The sequence below is a fragment of the Wolbachia endosymbiont (group A) of Eristalinus aeneus genome, assembly GCF_964026915.1.
GTDB classification, from domain to species: Bacteria; Pseudomonadota; Alphaproteobacteria; order Rickettsiales; family Anaplasmataceae; genus Wolbachia; species Wolbachia pipientis.
On sequence record NZ_OZ034712.1, the window covers coordinates 607,083 to 630,354 of the forward strand.

Annotated in this window: 23 protein-coding genes, 3 tRNA genes and 3 pseudogenes; 17 read left to right on the forward strand and 12 right to left on the reverse strand. The window is 36.4% G+C overall.

The window, feature by feature from the left end:
• The first annotated feature begins 208 nt into the window (after positions 1–208).
• Together AAGD62_RS03015 and AAGD62_RS03020 are read left to right on the forward strand one after the other, a co-directional pair.
• Positions 209–1,456: an IscS subfamily cysteine desulfurase gene (locus AAGD62_RS03015; protein ID WP_151807811.1), complete on the forward strand. Its 1,248-nt coding sequence runs from the start codon at positions 209–211 to the stop codon at positions 1,454–1,456.
• Between the two features lie 59 nt (positions 1,457–1,515).
• Positions 1,516–2,348, forward strand: a pseudogene (locus AAGD62_RS03020) (IS5 family transposase).
• A 61-nt stretch (positions 2,349–2,409) separates the two neighbouring features.
• Here the strand turns inward: AAGD62_RS03020 and AAGD62_RS03025 are convergent.
• The 5 genes from AAGD62_RS03025 to AAGD62_RS03045 form a co-directional block, all read right to left on the reverse strand.
• A complete protein-coding gene (locus tag AAGD62_RS03025) occupies positions 2,410–3,321 on the reverse strand; it encodes an Rpn family recombination-promoting nuclease/putative transposase (RefSeq protein ID WP_155969034.1) in 912 nt (303 codons plus the stop codon).
• A 243-nt stretch (positions 3,322–3,564) separates the two neighbouring features.
• Complete coding sequence (gene dxr, locus AAGD62_RS03030) at positions 3,565–4,728, reverse strand: 1-deoxy-D-xylulose-5-phosphate reductoisomerase (RefSeq protein ID WP_155969036.1); 1,164 nt, start codon at positions 4,726–4,728, stop codon at positions 3,565–3,567.
• 72 nt (positions 4,729–4,800) lie between these two features.
• On the reverse strand, positions 4,801–5,298 hold the full coding sequence (locus AAGD62_RS03035; protein WP_155969038.1) for a hypothetical protein: 498 nt from the start codon (positions 5,296–5,298) through the stop codon (positions 4,801–4,803).
• Positions 5,299–5,618: 320 nt separating this feature from the next.
• The gene (locus AAGD62_RS03040; protein ID WP_155969040.1) at positions 5,619–6,320 is read right to left on the reverse strand and encodes an ABC transporter ATP-binding protein; all 702 of its coding nucleotides are present in this window, start codon (positions 6,318–6,320) and stop codon (positions 5,619–5,621) included.
• Entirely contained in the window at positions 6,313–7,095 is a 783-nt protein-coding gene (locus tag AAGD62_RS03045) for an MlaE family ABC transporter permease (protein ID WP_155969042.1), read from the reverse strand. The genes AAGD62_RS03040 and AAGD62_RS03045 overlap by 8 nt, the downstream gene beginning before the upstream one ends.
• A 332-nt stretch (positions 7,096–7,427) precedes the next feature.
• Here AAGD62_RS03045 and rpmF point away from each other — a divergent pair, with 332 nt between their 5' ends.
• From rpmF to AAGD62_RS03060, 3 genes are read left to right on the forward strand one after another with little or no spacing between them, the layout of a single operon-like run.
• Positions 7,428–7,610, forward strand: a complete 183-nt coding sequence (gene rpmF, locus AAGD62_RS03050) for a 50S ribosomal protein L32 (protein WP_041573607.1) — start codon at positions 7,428–7,430, stop codon at positions 7,608–7,610.
• A 10-nt stretch (positions 7,611–7,620) separates the two neighbouring features.
• Positions 7,621–8,658, forward strand: a complete 1,038-nt coding sequence (gene plsX / locus AAGD62_RS03055; protein ID WP_155969601.1) for a phosphate acyltransferase PlsX — start codon at positions 7,621–7,623, stop codon at positions 8,656–8,658.
• Positions 8,651–9,607 (forward strand): beta-ketoacyl-ACP synthase III, encoded by a 957-nt coding sequence (locus tag AAGD62_RS03060; protein WP_155969044.1) that lies wholly within the window; start codon positions 8,651–8,653, stop codon positions 9,605–9,607. The genes plsX and AAGD62_RS03060 overlap by 8 nt, the downstream gene beginning before the upstream one ends.
• 734 nt (positions 9,608–10,341) lie before the next feature.
• Here AAGD62_RS03060 and AAGD62_RS03065 read toward each other — a convergent pair.
• The 3 genes from AAGD62_RS03065 to mnmE all read right to left on the reverse strand — a co-directional run bounded on the left by AAGD62_RS03065 (position 10,342) and on the right by mnmE (position 12,990).
• Entirely contained in the window at positions 10,342–11,358 is a 1,017-nt protein-coding gene (locus AAGD62_RS03065) for an NAD(P)/FAD-dependent oxidoreductase (RefSeq protein WP_155969045.1), read from the reverse strand.
• Positions 11,359–11,526: 168 nt separating this feature from the next.
• Positions 11,527–11,614: transfer RNA gene (locus tag AAGD62_RS03070), tRNA-Ser, on the reverse strand.
• Positions 11,615–11,661: 47 nt separating this feature from the next.
• The gene (mnmE, locus tag AAGD62_RS03075) at positions 11,662–12,990 is read right to left on the reverse strand and encodes a tRNA uridine-5-carboxymethylaminomethyl(34) synthesis GTPase MnmE (protein ID WP_155969046.1); all 1,329 of its coding nucleotides are present in this window, start codon (positions 12,988–12,990) and stop codon (positions 11,662–11,664) included.
• A 131-nt stretch (positions 12,991–13,121) separates the two neighbouring features.
• On the opposite strand from mnmE, the gene nuoI reads away from it, so the two are divergent.
• The 4 genes from nuoI (at position 13,122) to infC (ending at position 16,364) form a co-directional block, all read left to right on the forward strand.
• Positions 13,122–13,604, forward strand: a complete 483-nt coding sequence (gene nuoI, locus AAGD62_RS03080) for an NADH-quinone oxidoreductase subunit NuoI (RefSeq protein WP_038199316.1) — start codon at positions 13,122–13,124, stop codon at positions 13,602–13,604.
• Between the two features lie 115 nt (positions 13,605–13,719).
• Complete coding sequence (locus tag AAGD62_RS03085) at positions 13,720–13,935, forward strand: hypothetical protein (protein WP_155969049.1); 216 nt, start codon at positions 13,720–13,722, stop codon at positions 13,933–13,935.
• Complete coding sequence (gene thrS, locus AAGD62_RS03090; protein WP_213863614.1) at positions 13,932–15,833, forward strand: threonine--tRNA ligase; 1,902 nt, start codon at positions 13,932–13,934, stop codon at positions 15,831–15,833. The genes AAGD62_RS03085 and thrS overlap by 4 nt, the downstream gene beginning before the upstream one ends.
• A gap of 12 nt (positions 15,834–15,845) precedes the next feature.
• Positions 15,846–16,364 (forward strand): translation initiation factor IF-3, encoded by a 519-nt coding sequence (gene infC, locus AAGD62_RS03095; protein ID WP_006279610.1) that lies wholly within the window; start codon positions 15,846–15,848, stop codon positions 16,362–16,364.
• Positions 16,365–16,392: 28 nt separating this feature from the next.
• Here the strand turns inward: infC and nuoF are convergent, their stop codons facing one another.
• Together nuoF and AAGD62_RS03105 are read right to left on the reverse strand one after the other, a co-directional pair.
• Positions 16,393–17,646 carry an NADH-quinone oxidoreductase subunit NuoF gene (gene nuoF, locus AAGD62_RS03100; protein ID WP_155969053.1) on the reverse strand — a complete coding sequence of 418 codons (1,254 nt, stop codon included), beginning with the start codon at positions 17,644–17,646 and terminating at the stop codon, positions 16,393–16,395.
• Positions 17,647–17,665: 19 nt separating this feature from the next.
• Positions 17,666–17,738, reverse strand: a tRNA-Lys gene (locus tag AAGD62_RS03105).
• A 320-nt stretch (positions 17,739–18,058) separates the two neighbouring features.
• On the opposite strand from AAGD62_RS03105, the gene AAGD62_RS03110 reads away from it, so the two are divergent.
• Positions 18,059–18,134 (forward strand) — tRNA-Ala (locus AAGD62_RS03110).
• Between the two features lie 200 nt (positions 18,135–18,334).
• Entirely contained in the window at positions 18,335–19,459 is a 1,125-nt protein-coding gene (locus AAGD62_RS03115; RefSeq protein WP_341812770.1) for an MgtE intracellular N domain protein, read from the forward strand.
• Here AAGD62_RS03115 and AAGD62_RS03120 read toward each other — a convergent pair.
• Positions 19,380–19,871 carry an IS630 family transposase gene (locus AAGD62_RS03120; protein WP_155968340.1) on the reverse strand — a complete coding sequence of 164 codons (492 nt, stop codon included), beginning with the start codon at positions 19,869–19,871 and terminating at the stop codon, positions 19,380–19,382. The two genes, AAGD62_RS03115 and AAGD62_RS03120, sit on opposite strands and share 80 nt — an antisense overlap.
• A gap of 19 nt (positions 19,872–19,890) precedes the next feature.
• Complete coding sequence (locus tag AAGD62_RS03125; protein WP_155968342.1) at positions 19,891–20,238, reverse strand: IS630 transposase-related protein; 348 nt, start codon at positions 20,236–20,238, stop codon at positions 19,891–19,893.
• Between the two features lie 52 nt (positions 20,239–20,290).
• Between AAGD62_RS03125 and AAGD62_RS03130 the strand changes: the two are divergent.
• The 6 genes and pseudogenes from AAGD62_RS03130 to AAGD62_RS03155 form a co-directional block, all read left to right on the forward strand.
• A pseudogene (locus AAGD62_RS03130) lies at positions 20,291–20,638 on the forward strand (magnesium transporter MgtE N-terminal domain-containing protein); the annotation flags it as partial.
• 52 nt (positions 20,639–20,690) lie between these two features.
• A pseudogene (locus tag AAGD62_RS03135) lies at positions 20,691–21,523 on the forward strand (IS5 family transposase).
• On the forward strand, positions 21,516–21,713 hold the full coding sequence (locus AAGD62_RS03140) for a hypothetical protein (protein WP_196770140.1): 198 nt from the start codon (positions 21,516–21,518) through the stop codon (positions 21,711–21,713). The pseudogene AAGD62_RS03135 and the gene AAGD62_RS03140 overlap by 8 nt, the downstream one beginning before the upstream one ends.
• The gene (locus AAGD62_RS03145) at positions 21,670–21,957 is read left to right on the forward strand and encodes a reverse transcriptase N-terminal domain-containing protein (protein WP_196770139.1); all 288 of its coding nucleotides are present in this window, start codon (positions 21,670–21,672) and stop codon (positions 21,955–21,957) included. The genes AAGD62_RS03140 and AAGD62_RS03145 overlap by 44 nt, the downstream gene beginning before the upstream one ends.
• A gap of 42 nt (positions 21,958–21,999) precedes the next feature.
• Entirely contained in the window at positions 22,000–22,329 is a 330-nt protein-coding gene (locus AAGD62_RS03150) for a reverse transcriptase/maturase family protein (RefSeq protein ID WP_265024668.1), read from the forward strand.
• Entirely contained in the window at positions 22,275–23,057 is a 783-nt protein-coding gene (locus AAGD62_RS03155; RefSeq protein WP_196770138.1) for a group II intron maturase-specific domain-containing protein, read from the forward strand. The genes AAGD62_RS03150 and AAGD62_RS03155 overlap by 55 nt, the downstream gene beginning before the upstream one ends.
• Positions 23,058–23,272: the final 215 nt, after the last annotated feature.

The following is a 23,272-nucleotide window of genomic DNA, read 5'->3' on the forward strand; positions in this document are numbered from 1 at the left end:
GGTGTCATCCCAGTGTCTGGGCACTGCCTTTGTGTTTGAGGCAAAACTGGCTATAACATTTAACACACTGCTTTCGCAAATAAATGTTCGTACAGTTATGTGTCAGCTACTTGGATGACACTTTTGTACTTGATGCAAGATTATATCTTGAAAAAATTAAGTTTTAATGCTATAAAATAATTGTAAATTTTGTCTCCGTGGTAGCTTTATGAATGTTGAAAGTAAAAAAATACACGATGCTAAAATAAAATTACCAATATTTCTTGATTATCAATCTACTACTAAAGTAGATCCCCGTGTTTTAGAGGTGATGATACCTTACTTTGGTGAGTTCAGCAATGCACACTCTCGCAGCCATTCATTTGGTTGGACTGCTGAAGAAGCAGTGGAAAAAGCAAGGAAACACATCGCTGATCTGGTGAACGCAGATAGCAAAGAAATTATCTTTACCTCAGGTGCAACTGAGTCAAATAATACAGCAATCAAGGGCGTTGCTCACTTTTATAAAAATAAAGGAAATCATATAATCACTGTCTGCACGGAGCATAAGTGTGTTCTGGATTCTTGTCGGCATCTGGAAAATGAAGGCTTTAAAGTTACATATTTGCCTGTTAAGCAAAACGGAATTATAGATTTATCAAAGCTTGAGGAAGCAATTACTGATCAAACAATCCTGGTTTCAGTGATGATGGTAAATAATGAAATCGGAGTAATTCAGCCTGTCAAAGAAATTGGTGTAATATGTAGAAAGCATAATATATTTTTCCACACAGATGCAGCTCAAAGCTTTGGAAAAGTTCCAATTGATGTTAATGAGATGTGCATTGATCTTATGAGTCTCTCTAGCCACAAAATTTATGGACCTATGGGAATAGGCGCATTATATGTACGTAGAAAGAATCCTCGTGTTAGGCTGATACCACTAATTAGTGGTGGTGGACAGGAAAGAGGCATGCGTTCTGGAACAGTTCCAACACCTCTTGCAGTTGGTTTTGGTGAAGCGGCACGTATTGCTAGAGAAGAAATGAAAAAAGAAACAACTAGAGTGGAAGAATTAAGGGATATTTTGTATAACAAGATAAAAGAAGCGTTTCCTGATATCGTTTTAAATGGTGATTATGAAAATAGAATTCCTGGCAACCTAAACTTGAGCTTTCCTTATGTTGAGGGTGAGTCTCTCATCATGGCAATCAAGGATTTAGCAGTAAGTTCTGGTTCTGCGTGCACGTCTGCGTCTCTTGAGCCTTCCTATGTCGTACGGTCGCTAAATAATGGCCATGACCTTGAGCATTCATCAATTAGATTTGGCCTAGGCCGATTTACAACTAAAGAAGAAGTTTTGTATGCAGCAGATCTTGTTGCTAAAAATGTTGGCCGACTGAGAGAAATGAGCCCACTTTGGGAGATGGTACAAGAAGGAGTAGATTTGAACACCGTGAAATGGGACTCTCATTAAGAGGTTGTCCGGAAATAAGTAAAAGGCTATAATATCTGAAATTTTAGTACGGGGTAAAGATGAGAAAAAAGTATCCAACAGATCTAAGCGAAAGGGAATGGGCAAGAATAGAAAAACACTTCAGAGTATCATACAAGAAAGGAGGAAGGCCGCCAAAGTATAGCAAAAGAGAAATATTAGAAGCAATTTTCTATGTATTGCGTACAGGGTGTCAATGGCGGTATTTACCAAATGATTTTCCGCTATGGAAGACTGTGTATGAGCAGTTCAGGCAATGGAAGAAGCAGGGAATTTTTGAGAAAATGAATTATGAAATTACAAAATATAGTAGAAGAAAAATAGGAAGGAATGAGCAGCCGAGTGCCTGTATAGTAGATAGTCAATCTGTAAAGACTACAGAAAAGGGGGGATCAAAGGCTATGATGGAAGTAAAAAAGTAAAGGGTAGAAAAAGGCATATAATTACAGACACTCAGGGTTTTATACTAGGTTGTTACGTAGGCGCTGCTAACGAAAATGATAGAGATGGTATTAAAATAGCATTAAACAATATGAGAACAAAATATACTAAAGTTAAAAAAATGTGGGCTGACATGGGATACCAAGGAAGAAATTTAAAGAATCACATAAAGGAAGAATATGACATAGATATTGAAATTGTTAAAAGGCCTCCATGTAGATTTTGGGTGCACAAAGATACGCCACCTGAGCTACTACCAACAAGAGAACAAGGGTTTAAAGTACAGCCAAGAAGATGGGTTGTAGAAAGGACTTTTGCTTGGGTTAATAGGAATAGAAGGCTATCGAAGGAGTATGATTTACTCACAACATCCACTGAGAATTTCATATACCTAGCTATGAGTAGGGTTATGTTAAAGAGGGAATATGCTTGAATTTACTAGTTTCCGGACAACCTCTAAATGTATCCGTTCCAACTGCAAATGCACTTTGAAATTACTCTGTACCGTTCACACTTAATTCTTCAATCTCACTAATAGAAAGGCCAGTAAACTTGACAATAGTGTTGACATCAACATTATTAGCCAGCATTGCTTTTGCGACTTCAATTTTCCCTTCCTCTTTACCGATTTTGATGCCTCTTTCTTCGCCAATTTGGATGCCTTTTTCAGTAGCAAGGTCAAGTCTGTATTCAAGAATGGCTTCTTCTTTGCGTAGATCCATTATTCTTTCTTCATAAGCTACTAAATCTTTTTCATTCCAGCTAAACCTGTCTAATTCATCGTAGGCTAACTTTATTATTGGTGCTTTTTCTGCTATTTTCCTTAAGTCTTCTTCCGTAGTTTCATCTGCATATTTGAAGAAAAATAACCAACGATCCACTATGCTTTCTAGCTGTTCTTCCTTATTCTTAGGAAATTTAGGTAGTTCAATAAATACAAATTGAAAATCTTTTAAGTCATGCTCATTGGTTTTCTCATCTCTTATAGTGTGGCTGGATATATAATCAAGCTTATCAGGAAATAAATTACAATTAGAGATAGCAATAAAGAAAACCTTCTTTAAATCAATGTACTTACCAGATTTATCAGCTTGCCTTGAGTAAGCCTTAGCAGCATATAATTGAGCTCGTTTTTCGAAGCCTTTATCGCGAGTAAGCTGCATTTCAATCACATACCTGGCCCCACTAGAATCCCTGCAAAGAACATCAACTATACTTTGTTTATCAGATGCAATTTCAGGATCCATTATAGTACTGAGGAATTCCACTTCTTGTATAGTATTTATCTCGGTAAACCCTAAAATATCATTCAAAAAATGTATGAGAATATTCTTATTTTTTTCAGTGCCAAATATTTTTTTGAAGGTCAAATCCAGCTTAGGGTCGAGAAACTTAGATAAAGCCATAGCCAAAGTGCTTAAAAATATTAATAATTATACACTATTATTAACAATTATTCAACCATATTTTTGAAGATAGCTATGCCGCCGCGGCGCTAACAGGTAGCGGAATGACGAATTACTTAACCGTCATACCGCGATTCATTCGCGGTATCTCGGCATAGATTCCGCTAACTAGTAGCGGAATGACGATTGTGTATCGTGCTTTGCTAAAAAAAAAATCACAGAATGCAGTCTGGTTACATTACTCTAGCTATACGCAACAACTTTACTTTCAACAACTTTATTAGCAATAATACGACTTTCATAATCAATATTTATTATATCAGATAGTGAATTAATATCAGTATAACTACCAAAACTTTCCATTGTTGATTCCACTACCTCTACTATTTTTAAAAAGCCGATTCGTGACTTCAAAAATTCATTAACAGCTATTTCATTTGCAGCATTGAGCACAATACTGTTTGTTTGTGGAGCAGAAGAGTTTAACACTGCCATGCTAAGCTTTAGCGCAGGAAAACGCTTATGGTCTGGTTCTTGAAAGGTCAATTTTCCTTGCTTTGTTAAATCTAATTTACGATTTAAAGCTGATCTTTCCGGCCAAGACAAAGCATATGAAATGGGAATTGCCATGTCAGTTTCTGCAAGCACAGCAAAGTTGAACCCATCCTTATAAGTTACAATTCCATGTACTATTGACTCAGGATGCACTACTGCTTCAATTTTATCCGGGCTGATGTTAAACAAGTTATGTGCTTCTATTATCTCTAGTGCCTTATTCATCATTGTTGCGCTATCAACCGAGATTTTCTTTCCCATATTCCAAGTGGGGTGAATAAGCGCCTTATCTACCATAACATTTTTTAATTGCTCAAGGCTATAATTTAAGAATGGTCCACCAGAAGCAGTAAGTATGATCTTTTCTACGCATTTGTCGTCATTTTGCAAAATTTGAAAAATTGCATTGTGCTCAGAGTCAATAGGGATTATTTGTACATTTTTTTCTTTAGCTTTTTTGAGTAATAACTTTCCACCACAAACAATGCTTTCTTTGTTTGCCAATGCAATGACTTTGGTACCGCTTTCTATAACTTCCATAACTGGCCCAAGGCCTGCAATGCCAACTATTGCAACAACTGAGAGATCAACAGGTATGGTAGCAATATTTGTAGCACCAATTGCTATTTTTACATCTGTACCAAGTAGATTTTCTTTTAAATCTTTGTAAAACCTTTCATCGGAGATAGCAACGTATTTTGCATTCAGCAGTTTTGCTTGGTGTGCCAGTAGAGCAAAGTTCGAATGGGCACTTAGTGCTTCCACTTGGTATTCTTCTCTTCTCTTTGAGAGCAAATCTACAGTCTTTTGTCCAATGCTTCCTGTTGACCCTAAAACTGAAACCTTTTTCACTAAGACAAACTCATAACAACAGCAACTTTTCTTATTAGGCCTTCTTCCAACTATTCAATAGTTTTTAAGCGTTTAACCAAGTTCATGCCCGTGGTCATCGCCAACAGATGGTGAAGGACCAGGTGAAAAAGATTGACCATGGTGATCACCTGCATCATGCATGTCTTGCAAACCATCAGCATTATGAGCTATCTCGTTATTGGCATGAGGGTAATCATCTGAGTGATGTCCCTCATCACCATGAGCCATATCCATTCCTTCTGATGGCATATCTTCCCCACCTCCACCTGAAAAATATTCTGCAAGGCCTTCAAGAAGTTTTATGCCAAACATATTACCTGACTTTCCAAACAATGTTACTAGACTACTGCCACTCACCAAACCTTCAAACACGTTACTATAAGCAGCAATTGCTCCTTCATGAAAGTTGAACAACCATTTCATTCCATCGACAACTGTTGAAACAGAGTCACTATGACCAAGACCAAAACCACTTTTCTCACCAGCAGCCTCTTGGTGTTGCTGCTGCGCTTGCCATTCTGCAATATTTGGACCTTGAGCTTCACTCATAAATTTTTACTCTCAACCTTAAGCTATTATTTTATCACAAATATTGCAAAATATCAATAGAGCTTTTGAATATAGCTAATACAAACAATTTCTGTCATCCTATATATAGCTAAACTGACTTACGACAATTTGAAAAACGACAAATTCGTCATTCCGCTACTAGTTAGCGGAATCTATGCCGAGATACCGCGAATGAATCGCGGTATGACGTGTTAGCTATAGGATCCAGTTTGAAAAAAATCTGAATTCCAATGTCCACTACCTTTTACAAAGTTAAAACTTAAAAATATGACTGTTAGCAATAGTGTATATATCTTTAGCTATATATAACGAATGAATTTTTTTATATATTCGTTATTAGTATTTTGTATTCCCTGAACAGTTCCATGGGAAATGATCTCCCCTTCATATAATACTGCTATTTTATCAGCTATTTTAAATGCGCTATGAATATCATGTGTAATCGTGATAATTGTAGGGTTAAAGTCTTTAGATAATTTTATTATTATCTCGTTTACTATATCTGACATAATTGGGTCCAATCCTGAAGTTGGTTCATCCAAAATAATGATTTCTGGGTTGTGTGCAATCGCCCTTGCAAGTGCCACTCTTTTTTTCATTCCACCTGACAACTCTATTGGAAACATATCTGCTATGCTTTCCTCCAGTCCAACATCATTTAACTTCTCGATTGCTAGCTGTTTTGCCTCTTTTTTGCTGATATTAAAGCGCTTTTTATAATTAAAAGATATATTTTCCCACACTGTAACGTAGTCAAATAAAGCGGAATTTTGAAATAAAACCCCAAATTTATTTTTGCTTTTACTATTTATTTTAACAGACCCTGAGTCTGGAGCAAGCAAGCCGATAATTGTTTTTGTTAATACAGATTTGCCGCTTCCTGAGCCACCAAGTATGACTAATGATTCCCCTTTTAATATATCAAAATTTAGATCTTTTAGTACTGTCCTATCATCAAAAGATAAGCTTAAGTTCAATATTGATATTATGGGGTTACGCATGTATCAAAGTAATCATGTAGTTTGCTAAAATGATCAGTATGGACGATAAAACAACAGTTGATGTTGTAGCAACACCTACTCCTCGTGCACCTTCTTTGCAATGGTAACCGTAATAGCAGCTTGAGACAGAAATTATGGCGCTAAATACAGTTGCTTTTATTAGCCCAGTTATAAAATCATACGTATTAAAGAACTGAGCTGTGTGTTTAATGTATATATTTAAATTGTGGTTAAATTCGAAGACTGCAGTGATACATCCTCCAAATATTCCTATTAAATCTGCACATACTGTAAGTATGGGAAATACTATGATTGACGCTAAAATCCTTGGTGCAATTAAATATTTAAAAGGGTTGATGTTCAAGGTTGTAAGTGCATCTATTTGCTCGGTGATGCGCATTGTACCAATTTCTGCTGCAACTGATGATCCAACCTTTCCTACCATTATTAAGCTGATCAAAACTGGTCCTAACTCTTTAATGATAGTGATCGTAACAAGTTTGGGTATTATCTGTTCTTGGTTAATTAATGGGTCACTCAAGCTACTTTGTAAAACTATTGCCGCTCCTATAAAAACTCCAGTGAGCCCAACAATTGGCAGAGAGAAAAAGCCTATCTCTATAATTTGTCTTGCTACGTTGCTAAAATAATATGGCGGCACAAGGCAGTGGTATAGAGATTGAATAAAAAATATGAATGCACTACCAAGCCTTAACAAAAAATTGATAAAATACCTACCAATTATTCTAACACTATTTATATCAAAAAAGCTCACTTTGTATTCATTTTAGCTAGAGTTACTGATTTTATTAAAATTTTTATTAACTTTATCGCAAAGTATAGCTGAGATATGTTTTAAGTTCAATATACTTGATGTTTTAATTTAAAGCTTAACCCAAGAAAGGTTTCCCTACGTCATACCGCAATTCATTCGCGGTATAGATTCCGCTAACGAGTAGCGGAATGACGGTTTTTCAAATTGTAGAGCCACTTTAGCTATAGAACTCAATTACATAAGCAAACCTTACTTATTTTACTATCCCTGTTTACTTCCTGTAAAAAACATGTTACTAATGTATTGTATTTTGTAGTAGAATGGAGGAAATTTTGGCAGTTCCAAAAAGAAAAAAGTCAAAGTCAAGGCGTAATATGCATCGTTCTCATCATGCTATTGAGCCTAAGAATATTGTGGTGTGTTCAACAACTGGGGAATTCATGTTGCCTCATAACGTAGCAGTTGATGGCAGTTACAAAGGAAAACGGGTTTTCATCAAGCAACAGGCGGAGTGACTATTATGATATGTTACCTACGGTCAATAATAATATAGTTATTGCACTTGACGCTATGGGGGGCGATTTTGCGCCTCTTTCCGTAATTCAGGGTGCTGGTTTTTTTTTAGACAACCTTGTTGACCCAGGCATTAAAGTTTTTTTTCATATTTATGGAGATAAGGAAGAAGTATCTCCTTTGCTTTTGAAATATAAAAAAGTAAGTAACAATTCTGAATTTACTCATTGTTCTGACAATGTCCTTGCAAATGATAAGCCATCTTTTGCGCTGAGACATCGTAAAGACTCAAGTATGAAAGCTGCAATTGTTGCAGTGAAAGAAGGTAAAGCTTTCGGAGTGGTATCTTCAGGCAACACCGGAGCGTTGATGGCAATTTCCAGATTTATTTTAGGAACATTACCAAACATTTATCGTCCTGCTATTGCCTCTATCTGTCCAACTAAGACAAAAAGCTTCGCTTTGCTTGACCTTGGTGCAAATGTTGATTGTAATGCCGACTCATTATTTCAATTTGCGTTAATGGGTAGTATATTTGCAAAAATAGCATTAAAAATTGACAATCCTGAAGTTGCTTTGCTAAATATCGGCACAGAAGAAGTTAAAGGTAATGACTCAGTGCGCGGCGCTTTTGAGTTGCTTAAAAACGCTCCAGGCATTAATTTCAAAGGGTATATAGAGGCAAGTGAATTTTTAGAGGGTAATATAGATGTGATTGTTGCTGATGGTTTTGTTGGCAATGTAATGCTCAAAACGGCTGAGGCAACCGCTAGTACCTTTATCAATCTAATAAAGCAGGAAGTATTCAATTCGTGGATAGCGAAAATGCTTGTTGGTATATTGTTAAAATCCAAACTAAATAAAGCTTTAACGCGTTTTAATCCCAAAATTAGAAGTGGAGCTATGTTTTTAGGGCTGAATGGTATCATCATTAAAAGTCATGGAAATTCTGATGCTATTTCTTTTGCCCATGCCATAAAATTTGCAGTAAATGCAATTAGTGAAAATTTAAATCAAAAGATAATTAACGGGGTAAGTCATATTGAATAAAAGTTTCATATTAAGCACTGGATCTTACCTACCAAGAAAAATGTTGAGTAACAACGAAATTGCATCGATAGTTGAGACGAGCGATGAATGGATAAGGCAGAGAACAGGAATAGTTCAAAGGCATATAGCAGATGAAGGAGAACTAACGTCAGATCTAGCTGTAAATGCAGCAAAAAGTGCTATAGAAAAAGCTAAAATTTCAGTAGATGAAATTGACTTGATTATAGTTGCTACAACAACTCCTGATAAAACTTTTCCTAGCTGTGCAACGATTGTACAAAGTAAGTTAAAATGTAAAAACGCATTTGCTTTTGATGTACAAGCAGCATGCTCTGGTTTTATATATGCAGTTACAGTTGCTGATTCGCTCATAAAATCTAACAATAGAATTAAATATGCATTGGTTATAGGTGCTGAAATAATGTCTAGGATTGTTGATTGGGAAGATAGATCAACTTGTATACTCTTTGGTGATGGTGCTGGTGCAGTGGTGATGAAATCAGAAATGGGTAGAAGCGGCATCATATCAACAAACTTACACTCTGACGGCAATGTGGACATACTATGTACGAACGGAGGGGTATCCTCTACTGGTGATTCTGGAAAAATATGCATGAATGGAAGAGAAGTGTTTAAACATGCAGTGGATAAGTTAACAGCCTCAGTAGAGGAAACTCTGAAATGCAATAATTTGAAAATCACTGATATTGACTGGTTAATTCCCCATCAAGCAAACATTCGTATTATTGAAGCAGTAGTAAAGAAATTAGATTTTCCTATAGAGAAAGTGATTAATACCGTTGATAAGCATGCAAACACCTCAGCGGCATCAATTCCACTGGCCTTAGACTATGCAATACAAGAATCAAAAATAAAATCAGGAAATCTGGTACTGCTGATTTCAATAGGTGCAGGCCTGACCTGGGGTTCCGTGTTGCTGCACTATTAGACTTCCTGCATTACCTCCTGTCATCCAAGTACCCTCTTTGTCATTCCAGTGCCTCTTTCTCCTGTCATCCCAGTAGCCCCTTCGGTGTCATTCCAGTCTGGAATCCAGTTCTTATTGTACATTCACCTGGTGTAAAGTTAAGTTTCCTGGATCCCAGTGTCAGCTACTCGGATGACAAAAAAAGGAGCACTGGAATGACAGCAGTCCTACGTCATACCGCGATTCATTCGCGGTATCTCTAGATCCCGCTAACAAGCAGCGGGATGACGGTTGTTGTTTAGCTATAAATATTAAGAAATTTACCAAACGAAAAAAAAGGCAAAAGAAGCCCTGTGGTTATTATCCGCTTTAAAATATTGGCGTTTTTTATGTTTTAAACGCTTGACAAGCGAGATTCAGCCGCTTTTAATTGCAACTAACTTACGCTGCAAATGTTTAAGAAATTTACTAAGCAGAAAAAAAGACAAAGAATCCCCGAGTTAGCTAGTCTTTTACTATCTCTGTCGAGTATTGGCATTTTTTGATGTCTTGTAACGCTTTGTAAGCGCGTTCAGCTTATTTAGATAAAAATCTAGATGTAGATGAAGTTTTGTAAAGACATACAGTATCTATATACTGCAAAAAATTGAACATAAGACGCCGATACATTAAGTAATCCTTACCTTTTAATCTGCAGATTGGCGAAAGCAAATACAATAGCTTCAGTTTCATGATAAGGGAGCTGGCGAGGTTTGTCAAGGAAGTTTTTCTTTCCCGTGAATTCCCTTTGAAGTTGAATATTGAAAATTGACTGGAGAGTTGTGGATTACTTTGTATATGTCATAACAAGCCATGGCGCTCTCGGCAAAACCACTTAATATTAACTTTAGTTTGCCTGAATAAGTAGCTATATCTCCGATTGCATATATTCTATCCCTACTGGTTTTTAAGGTAGTCGGATCAACAACTATGCGGCTATGTTCTAACTGTATACCCCAATTGTTTATTGGACCAAGATTCATTGACAATCCAAAAAATGGCAGCAAAAAATCAGCGGATATTTCTTTTTCTTCCTTAGAGGCAATGTTTTTTACTATCACTGCGCTCAACTGCCCATTACCTCCTGCTAGTTCGTGTAATTGATATGGCACTACCAGTTCTATTTTTCCATCAATTTCAAGTGATTCTAATTTATTTCTAGTTTCAGGAGTGCAGCGAAATTCCTTTCTCCTATGTATCACATAAATTTTCTTCGCAACTTTAGAAAGTTCTACAGTCCAATCAGCGGCAGAATCACCCCCCCCTGCAATGACTATAGTTTTATCCTGAAAATCAGAAATTTTATTTACACTGTAAAATACAGATTTATTTTCATATTCTAATATACCACTTAAGGGTGGACGGTTAGGTTCAAACATTCCATTACCTGCAGCAACAATAACAGCCTTACATTTTACCTCTGTACCTATGCTCGTTATGATAGTAAAGTTTTCACCTTCGTTATTTGAAATCTTTTCTACTTTTTGACTTAAATGGTAAATAGGCTTAAATGGCGAAGCTTGCTCTATTAGCTGCTCAATTAATTTTTGGGCAGTAATTACAGGATAACCAGGTATATCGTATATTGGCTTTTCTGGGTAAAGAGCTGTGCATTGTCCTCCTGCTTGATCCAAAACATCTATTATATGACATCTCATATCAAGCATTCCCGCTTGAAAAGCAGTGAATATTCCAACAGGTCCTGCACCTATTATTACTATATCGGTTTTCATATTCAGATGGTGATCTATTTATAGATATTAGCTTTCTTTGCTAACAAGGTCAATTTACAAAGGGATGTATTTTTAAAAGATGTGGCTAGATTAGACAAGATTTCCAGCGTTATGAACCACATAGTCCAAATAAGCTCTAAAAATCAGCTAGCATAGCGAGATGCTGTGCGGACGGAATGGGATTCGAACCCATGGTACGCTCATCACGTACGTCAGTTTTCAAGACTGGTGCCTTAAACCGCTCGGCCATCCGTCCATTTCTTTTCTATCACAACATTTGATTTTAAGCAATCTATAAAAGCTTTACTTGCCCACGCAAAAGTTGCTAAATATACTGTCCAATATTTCCTCAACATCAATAATTCCAATCACCGCACCAAGTTCAAATGCAGCAAGCCTCAAATCTTCAGATATCAACTCAATTGGATTATCGATATTAAAACGTTGTAAATGTTCCAGTGCTTTCTTCATGTGATTCCTATGTCTTTGCCGAGTGATTACAGGAGTGTCTCTATCATGCCCAAATTTTTCCTCTGCCTTCTCTTTTATGAGAGAGATCAATTTGTTTGTACCTATTCCCTTTAAAATAGAAATAGGTAGAAAATCTATGCCATTAATTTTTATATTGTGATTATTGATAACATCGTCAGCTTTGCTCAATACATAAATAGTATCGCTATTTACAACGTTGCAATTGATATTATGACGCTGTTCAAAAGGAAATAGTTCTATTCTTAAATCAGCTTCAAAAGACCTCTTTTTCGCTCGACTTATACCTTCTGATTCTATTGGATCTGAACTCTCACGAATTCCAGCAGTATCAGAGAGAATGATTGGGTATTCGCCAATGTCAATATGAGCTTCAAGTATATCTCTTGTTGTGCCTGCATATTCAGAAACAATAGCAATATCACGCTTGGCTAAGAAATTAAACAGAGTTGATTTACCGACATTTGGTTCACCAGTTATTACAATATGTAAACCCTCACGCAACCTTTCGCCCCGTCTATTATCATTTAAATGCTCTTGTATCAATCGCACGAGAGATTGCACTTCATTATTAATTTTTTCCAACTCACTTTTTTCTGCCCAAATGTCCTCTGGAAAGTCTATATATGCTTCGATTTTGGATTGTATCGTTATCAATCTTTGCCTCCAATTGCTGTATAGTCTCTCCAATTCTCCTGATATCTGCTTAATCGCTTGTTTAGCTTGCATTTTCGTCTCAGCGTCAATTAAGTCTGCAATTCCTTCTATTTGAGTTAAGTCAAATTTACCATTTAGAAAAGCCCTAAGTGAGAATTCTCCAGGCCTGGCCATAACGAAAATTTTTGATAATTCCTCCAAGATGATTTTTATGACTGCCTTACTTCCATGCACTTGTAACTCTATAACATTCTCGCCAGTGAAACTGTTTGGAGCAGGGAAATAGATGATTATTCCATTATCTATCAATTGATTGAAATCATCATATAGATCAACTAAAGTAGCAAATCTTGGTTTAATTTCTTTCTTAATATGAAAATGATTTAAAGCTTTAAGCGCATAGTTGCCTGAAATTCTAATTACTGCAACTCCTGACTTACCAAATACGGTCGATAAAGCGAAAATAGTTTCATTTGTGTTTGTCATTATTTATATAAACTACTTAGCAATATTACACTTAAGAAACCAAAATACCTAAAAAGTCACCCAGGTGAAAATATTTATTTTGAAAACTGATAATATGATTTATAATGACTGACACAAGTTTTAAATATTTTATGCTCAAGAAATTAGCTTGGTACTGGTCTTTTGTAGAGTTAATTAAAGGGTTTGTTATTACATTAAAATATATGTTTAAGCCAAAGGTTACTTTGAGGTATCCTATGGAGAAGGGCCCTTTAAGTCCAAGGTTTCGTGGTGAGCATGCGTTGCGTAGGTATCCAAACGGTGAAGAACGATGCATAGCTTGTAAATTATGCGAAGTTATCTGCCCTGCTCAAGCAATAGTTATTGAAGCAGAGGAAAGAGAAGACGGTAGTCGCCGCACTACGCGCTATGATATTGATATGACAAAATGCATATACTGCGGACTTTGCCAAGAGGCATGTCCAGTTGATGCAATTGTGGAGGGTCCTAACTTTGAATTTGCTACTGAAACGAGAGAGGAGCTAATGTACAATAAAGAAAAGTTATTGCGTAATGGTGAAGTTTGGGAAGACGCAATTGCACTCAGGTTAAAAAAGAATAGGCCTTATTATTAATGTTCAGAGCTTATAACCCTGTTATCCATTATGATTTAGGGGCAGTGCCCACTAGGGGTGGTGTCATCCCAGTAGCTGATACACAACTGTACGAACATTTGTTTGCGAGGGCAGTATGTTAAATGTTATAGCCTGTTTTGCCTCAAACACAAAGGTGTCATCCCAGTGCTTGACACTGGGGTCCAGGTATAAAAATATTTGCAAATTGTGCAATGGACAACAGATTTTAGGAGCATACGTTAAACTAATTTCCATTATAAAAATAAGATGGATCCCAGTGTCACGCACTGGGATGACAAAGAGAGGGTTAGACAAAAGGGTCGATAAATGATTAGGATTACTTTTTCAGCCGAACAAAAAGTAAAAGAATACAGTGGTAAAGTTACTGGCTTTGATATATTACAACCGGATGTTTTGAAAGAAGCAATTGCCTTTAAGGTAAATGGTGAGTTGCATGATCTCTCACGTGAAATTGAAGCTGATGCAGAGATAGAGGTGATACAACTGAGTGATGAAGCGGGTTTAGATATAATAAGGCATGATGCTGCTCACATAATGGCACAGGCAGTGAAAGAGCTATTTCCTAATACTCAGATTACTATCGGCCCAACAATTCAGGACGGTTTTTACTATGATTTTGCTACAGGTCGTACCTTCACTACGGACGATCTTACCGCAATAGAAAAGAAAATGAAAGAGATTGTAAAAAGTAACCACAGATTTGTTCGAGAAGTTTGGACTCGCAAGCAGGCAATTGATTTCTTTAGTGATATAGGCGAAAAATATAAGGTTGATATTATCTCATCCATACCAGAGGGTAAAAACCTAACTGTTTATAGACAAGGCGATTTTGTAGACCTATGCCGTGGTCCGCACTCACCATCAACCGGCAGAGTTAAAGCGTTTAAACTTATGAAAGTAGCGGGTGCATACTGGCGAGGTGATGCAAAGGGCCCAATGTTGCAGCGAATATATGGCACAGCATGGAGAAATAAGGATGAATTAAACGCTTATCTTGAGTGTCTCAAAGAAGCAGAGAAACGTGATCACCGCAAAATTGCCAAGGATATGGATTTATTTCACATCCAAGAGGAAGCTGTCGGGCAGGTTTTTTGGCATGAACAAGGATATATTCTATATAATGTTCTTGAGTCTTACATCAGAAAGAAGCTAATAAATAATGGCTATTTTGAGGTAAAAACTCCTATTTTAGTAAGTAAAGAGCTGTGGGAAAGATCTGGACATTGGGATAAGTTTCGTGAAAATATGTTTATTGTTGACGAATCTGAGAATAAAAAGTTAGCAATAAAACCCATGAATTGTCCTTGTCATGTGCAGATTTTTAATTCTCACACCAGGAGCTACCGTGATTTACCAATACGTATGGCAGAGTTTGGCACATGCCATAGAAATGAAAGCTCAGGCTCATTGCACGGACTGATGCGAGTGCGTGGTTTTACGCAAGACGATGCACACATTTTTTGTATGGAAGAACAAGTGAATTCTGAGACTATAAAGTTTTGTGACCTTTTAAAAGAAGTATATTCAGAGCTTGGATTTAATGAAATTTCTGTGAAATTTTCAGACCGTCCAGATATTAGAGCAGGTAATGATGAAGTGTGGGATAGAGCTGAAAAAGCGCTGCTTGAAGCCGTTAAAGAAGCGGGCTTGAGTTATAAACTTAACCCTGGTGAAGGTGCATTTTATGGTCCAAAGTTAGAGTTCGTTTTGAAAGACGCAATAGGCAGAAATTGGCAATGTGGAACATTACAAGTTGATTTCATTTTACCAGAACGTCTGGGAGCTTTTTATATAGGGGCAGATGGGCACAAGCATCACCCTGTCATGTTACATAGGGCAATTCTTGGGACTTTTGAGCGTTTTATCGGAATTTTGATAGAAAATTATGCAGGAAAATTTCCAGTTTGGCTTGCTCCAACGCAACTTGCTATTCTGACCATTACAAATGAAGCTGACGGTTACGCCACAGAAATTAGCAATATTTTAAAAGAACAAGGTGTGAGAGTCAAGACTGATTTGACCAATGAAAAAATTAGTTATAAGATACGTTTGCATAGTTCAAACAAGGTTCCTATATTGTGGATTGTAGGCAAAAATGAAGTTACAAGTAAAACTGTGTCAGTAAGAAATTTAGGATCGGAAAGACAGGAGTCTTTTTCTTTGGAAAAGGCTAATGAATCGCTGTTAAAAAGTATTAATTTGAATTAAGGGAGTTAAAGTTTGCAAGTTAAAAAGAACAATAAAAACAGAATTAATGGATTTATCACAGCTAAGGAGGTACGCTTAGTTGATCATAGTGGTGAAATGGTCGGAATCGTGCCAATAGAACGAGCTTTGGAATTTGCACAGGGTGTTGGTTTAGACTTGGTGGAAATTGCACCTGATTCAACCCCTCCAGTATGTAAAATTCTGGATTATAGCAAGCAAAAGTATGATATAAAAAAGAAAGCAAGTGAAGCAAAAAAGAAACAAAAAACATTAACTATAAAAGAAATTAAACTGGGTCCCAATATTGGTGATCACGATTACGGAACAAAATTGCGTCAAGCAAGAGACTTACTTGCCCACGGACATAAAATTAAAGTCACAATGAGATTTAGAGGGAGAGAGCTTATAAACACTGAAGTTGGACTGGAAAAATTAGAACGGCTAATTCGAGACACTGAAGATATCGCAAAGGTAGAATTGGCACCTAAAAGAGAAGGGAATCAATATTTTTTAGCTCTGGTTGCTAAGTAGCAAAACGGCTTAAGAAGTATAAGTAAAGTTAAATTATCGCTCTCTCTTTGATAACATGGCGAAAATGTCTTATTAATCCTTGAATCGGCCAAGCTGCAGCATCGCCAAGTGCGCAAATTGTATGTCCTTCTATTTGAGTTGTAAGGTCAAGCAGCTTATCTATTTCATCAGGCTTAATATCTCCTGCCACCATCCTCTTCATAATCCTCCACATCCATCCAGTACCTTCACGGCATGGTGTGCATTGTCCACAGGACTCATGCATATAAAAGTGTGATAACCTCTCTATTGCAGCTATTATATCAGTTGATTTATTCATCACTATTACAGCAGCAGTACCAAGCCCTGATTGTGCAGTTCTTAATGAATCAAAATCCATTTCAATAGTATCACATATAGATTTTGGAATTAATGGCACTGAAGACCCACCAGGTATTACAGCAAGTAAATTATCCCAACCTCCTCGCACTCCACCTGCGTATTTTTCAATTAATTCACGTAATGGAATTCCGAGCTCTTCTTCAACATTACACGGGTTGTTTACGTGCCCTGAAATACAAAAGACCTTGGTACCAGTATTATTTGGTTTACCAAGAGATGCAAACCATTCTCCTCCGCGATTCAGAATATCTGGAACCATGGCTATAGTTTCAACGTTGTTTATTGTAGTTGGGCAGCCAAAAAGTCCAACACCTGCAGGAAATGGAGGTTTCATGCGAGGAAAGCCCTTTTTTCCTTCAATTGATTCAAGTTGAGCTGTTTCTTCTCCACATATGTAAGCTCCTGCACCCCTATGGATAAACACATCAAGATCATAACCTGATTTGCAGGCATTTTTTCCAATTAAGTTTTCTTTATAGGCTTCCTCAAGTGCCTTTTTTAGAACTAAATATTCATTATAAAATTCACCCCTGATATAAATATATGCAACTGATGCGCTGATCGCTCTGCTGGCCAGGAGAATTCCCTCAAGTAACTTATGTGGCTCATATCGCAATATATCTCTATCTTTACATGTACCAGGTTCTGACTCATCTGCATTGACTACTAAATATGCTTTTGGGAGATTTTTGGGCATAAAGCTCCACTTAAGGCCGGTGGAAAATCCTGCACCCCCTCGACCTCTCAAACCAGATTTCTTTACTTCATCAATGATTTTTTCTGATCCTAAATCCAGTAATTCCTTTGTTTTTTGCCAGCTACCACGTTTTTTTGCACCCTCAAGTAGTGGAGTTTCTTTACCATTTAGGTTGGTGAATATTTTGTCTTGTTCTTTTAGCATGTTTTTCAAAATTTGTGAGTGATCCCGACGCGATTCGAACGCGTGACCCACTGATTAAAAGTCAGTTGCTCTACCGGCTGAGCTACGGGATCATTTCATTTTTCAGCTATACTCAATAGTAATATAGTTTTTATCCGTTTTAATCAAACTAAAATTTTCATGTGTGGTTAAATAAATTATATAATATACTGTGTTAGTGATAATTTAGTTAAAAAATTTTTAAAGGAAAACTTCTTGTTAATTTTCAGTTCACAGATTTATTTGGATGGTGTGACGTATAACGCTAAGGAGACAAAAAAATAGAGAAGTGTGTACACCCTGCAGAATTTGTACACTATTTAGCAATAGCCTAATAGATAAATATTTCTTGCATTTCAGCCTGAGTGATTTATGCTTTAAGCAAGAATTACCTGGGGGTATAGCTCAGCTGGTAGAGCATCTGTTTTGCACGCAGAAGGTCAGCGGTTCGATCCCGCTTGCCTCCACCAGTCTATACAGCTCTAGCCGCCACAAAACCTGTCAAAGCAGCTTATTTTAATCTATGAGGATTTTATACTATTTCCCTGAAAATCTCTATTTCTTTTCGTAACTTTTCTCTACACAAGTAATGTTGGTTATTACAATTGTAATATATACTAACTTAACAATAAATTAATCAATAAATGTTAGAATACTAACAATTAATTTATTGGTAACGCCTATGAGTGGAAAAAAGCATGTTTTTAAGATGATACCTGGAAAAGAGGTGTTTAGAAAAACCCCGACTACAAGGATAAAGTGGCCTGAAGGTAATGATCCTACAATGCCTATTAAAAAAGTTGAGCTTGTATCGCTGGATGATAAAAACGATGTAGTACTAGGCTTATTGACTATAAAACTTTGCAGCAGTTCTTGCCTAGACAGTTACATATGTCTGGAGGAAGAAAATGAAGGAAATCTGGTAGCCAAAGATTATAAAAGTGATTCTAACTTAGATTATGTAAAAAGTAACCATACATTTGTATATTACGGTAATGAGTTGGCTAAGTTATCATATACAAGAGAGCTTGTGCAGCCTTTCAAAACTATGTGTAGCAGTTCTATTAAATCAAAAAAATTGGAATACAAATATGTAACATGGGAAGATTCAGATACTGGCAACAATAAATATTATTTTTCAGACGAGGCAGGAAATATAATCGATTCACCTGACAATGAGGTATTACAAGACATTATGTTATACTACGGTGAGAGACATATAAGAGATGTGCTACTGTTGCTATCAAACGCGTTTACTAAAGTTTTTATTCAGGGCCTAACAGACGATCAACTAAAAACTCTTACCAATACTCTTAGTAACGAGCAACTGCAAAAAATAATTCCTGAACTGAGCTCAAGCCAACTACAGACCTTAGCAGAGAACTTAACAGATGAACAACTCCAAGCTTTAGTAGATCATCTAACCAATCACCAATTACAAACTCTTGCTCAGGAACTAAATCCAGAAAAATTACAAATAATTGTTCCTATTTTAAATGATGCTCAGCTTGAAGCTCTAGTGAGAGGCTTAAATCCAGAACAAGTAAAAGAAATTTTACCTCACTTAAAAGTGGATCAGTTCAAAGCACTTATTAAAACTTTAAATGACGAGCAATTTACAGTGCTTGCAAAAGACTTGGCTGAGCACCACTTGACAATACTCTCCAAAGAATTAGAAGGTGATCAGTTGAAAGCTTTAGTAAATATAGTATTTTCTAAAATGAATGATAAATTTCCATTATGGTATTACCAACCAAAAGTTGTAAGTCTGTATATTTATGCATTAAAGGTCTGAGGCGGCTTTTGATGGTATTCCAACAATGCTCTATAGGGTTCAAATCTGGTGAATATGTTGGTAGATAGAGCAAACGGCATCTAGCATTATCTATTAACTCCTTTGTTTTGGGAGTTTTATGGAATGTGGCATTGTCCATAACTATTGTAGTACCATGTGGCAATTTAGGTAATAACATCTTCTCTAACCATGTATTGAATACCTCTTTGTCACACCCACCTTTGAAAGTCATTGGTGCAATAAATCTCTTTCCAATCCACCCGCCTATTATACTGATTCTCTCTCGTTTTCTTCCTGGAATATCTGCATAAATTTTCTTTCCTATTGGAGCACGTCCATACTCTCGGTATAACCTATTATCAACTCCTGCTTCATCTATATATAAGATGCTGGAATGGTCTATTTTTGAGATTTTATCGGTAAATCGCTGCCTATCTTCTTGATTGCGCTCTTGATATAGTGTAACTTTTTTTTAAAGTAATTCTTAGCTGTTTCAGCCTATACCAAATTGAATTTATTCCAAATCCAAGATTTTGTTTCATCTCTGCCAGCGTATGATCTGGATTCTTTTTAACATATTCTTCGAGTATTTTTGGGTCTATTTTTCGAATAAAGCTGCCGTTTTTCGATGGCCTTAGGCTTTCACCAGCGGCTTTCTTTCTTAACCAGCGGTACAGAGTTGCTATTCCTATCTCCAAAAGCTCTGCCACCTCAACCTTTGACTTCCCTTTTTCTATCATCGATACTGCCCTTTCCCTTAAATCCACACTATACGCCATTATAACTCAAATAGCTTATTATACCTTTATCATTTACTTTGGGAAGTACTATAGTCTGCAAGAAGACCAACTGAAAGACTTAGTTAATAAGCTTGATCCTGAGAAACTCGAAGCAATTGCTCAGGATTTAACTGATTCTAATAGGATCCAGATTATCATTAAGTCTTTAGTTGATAATCCAGAAAAACTTCAAGCTTTTGCTCGCAATATGTCTAATGAGCAGTTTAAAGAACTTTTGGATAACATAGGCGCAGAAGAGCTTAAAGATATTATTCACAAGCTGCCTTATGAAAAGGTGACAGCTGTGATTGGTGATCTTGGCAGTAAAGATCAATCTAAAGCTATTATTGATGCATTAAAAGGGGAACTTGACGAGCAGAGTAAACAGAACAAGAGGTTGTCCGGAAATAAGTAAAAGGCTATAATATCTGAAATTTTAGTACGGGGTAAAGATGAGAAAAAAGTATCCAACAGATCTAAGCGAAAGGGAATGGGCAAGAATAGAAAAACACTTCAGAGTATCATACAAGAAAGGAGGAAGGCCGCCAAAGTATAGCAAAAGAGAAATATTAGAAGCAATTTTCTATGTATTGCGTACAGGGTGTCAATGGCGGTATTTACCAAATGATTTTCCGCTATGGAAGACTGTGTATGAGCAGTTCAGGCAATGGAAGAAGCAGGGAATTTTTGAGAAAATGAATTATGAAATTACAAAATATAGTAGAAGAAAAATAGGAAGGAATGAGCAGCCGAGTGCCTGTATAGTAGATAGTCAATCTGTAAAGACTACAGAAAAGGGAGGATCAAAGGCTATGATGGAAGTAAAAAAGTAAAGGGTAGAAAAAGGCATATAATTACAGACACTCAGGGTTTTATACTAGGTTGTTACGTAGGCGCTGCTAACGAAAATGATAGAGATGGTATTAAAATAGCATTAAACAATATGAGAACAAAATATACTAAAGTTAAAAAAATGTGGGCTGACATGGGATACCAAGGAAGAAATTTAAAGAATCACATAAAGGAAGAATATGACATAGATATTGAAATTGTTAAAAGGCCTCCATGTAGATTTTGGGTGCACAAAGATACGCCACCTGAGCTACTACCAACAAGAGAACAAGGGTTTAAAGTACAGCCAAGAAGATGGGTTGTAGAAAGGACTTTTGCTTGGGTTAATAGGAATAGAAGGCTATCGAAGGAGTATGATTTACTCACAACATCCACTGAGAATTTCATATACCTAGCTATGAGTAGGGTTATGTTAAAGAGGGAATATGCTTGAATTTACTAGTTTCCGGACAACCTCTATGTGGAAGAAGAAGCTAATGCCCAAAGTAATATCTGGGATATGCAGACGTAAACACTTTAATTTGGAAGGTAAAGTGGTGAATAGTAGTGAATATGTTATGGACCAGCAAAAAGCTAGGTATGAATGGAATTCCTTGGCGAAAGCTGAAGAAATCTTCATTTAAGCTACAAAAACGAATTTACCAAGCTTCTAAATGTAATGATATCAAAAAGATGCACAACCTTCAGAGATTATTACTCAAATCAACAAGTGCAAGAACGATCGCAGTTAGAAGGGTAACTCAGGACAACAGAGGGAAAAAAACTGCAGGTATTGATGGAAAAGCTAACCTTAGTCAAAAAGAAAGATTGCAATTGGCAAACTCCTTAGATATAAGAGAGAAAGCAAAGCCATCAAGACGTGTCTGACCTGGTAAGCCATCGGAATATCGCCCGCTTGGTATACCAACTATATCGTGTCGAGCAAAACAAACACTTGTAAAAATGGTGTTGGAACCAGAATGGGAGGCAAAACTTGAGCCAAACACTTATGGTTTTAGACCTGGTAGATCATGTCATGATGCAATTGAAGCCATATTTGATGTGCTAAAACAGAAAACAGCATATGTATTAGATGCTGATATTTCTGGATGTTTTGACAATATTAACCATAATAAACTGCTTGAAAACCACACCAACGTTAAAGAAAATCATAAGAAGATGGTTAAGGGCAGGCGTTATGGAAGATGGAAAGTTTCAATCCACAAAACGTGGTACAATTCAAGGAGGCACCGTTGCTAGCTTGTGTTGCATTACACGGATTAGAGCAACATGTCAAAAAAGCATTAACCAACGAACTCTTTCAATGCATGAAAAGAAAATATGGTAGGATATCGCATAAAAACGCGCAAAAGTCTATTAGTGTAATTTTCTACTGTGATGATTTTGTCATCATACATGAAAACGAAGAGATTATTCTTAAAGCAAAAATTTTAGTTGAAGAATGGTTAGAAACCATTGGACTAAAATTAAAGCCCTCTAAAACAAGAATTTCTCATACATTAAGAACCATTGACGAAACAAAACCAGGATTTGATTTTCTTGGATTTTCAATAAGACAATATCCAACAAAAGAAAGTAAAAAAGGTTACACATTATTAATAAAACCAAGTCGTAATTCTATAAAGCAGCATACATTTGCTATTAAACATAAACTTAGAGAAATGCGTGGGGCGCCACAGGAAGTAATAATAAGGAATCTCAATCCAATAAACAGAGGATGGAGTCAATATTACTCTTCGGTAGTTTCATGTAAAATCTTTAGCTCATTGGATAATACTATACATAGAAAGCTCTGGAAGTGGGCAGTCTTTAGGCACCCAAACAAAGGGAAATGCTGGATAAAAAGAAAATACTTTAAAAAGTATAATAACGATAACTGGCGCTTTATGACAAGTAACAAGGTACGTCTTACTATACACAGCGATCATGTTATTAAACAAAGTGCAAAAAACCAGATCTCCATATGATGGTGATTGGGTATATTGGGGTAAACGTCTGAGAAAAATACCAGATAAGCCATTAAGAGTAATAAAACTATTGAAGTTACAACAAAGTAAATGTGATAATGTAGACTATGGTTTGAAAGTGATGATATAATAGAAATACATCATAAAGACCGGAATAGACGAAACAATATGATCAAAAATTTATCTTTGTTACATGGGCATTGTCACGATGAATT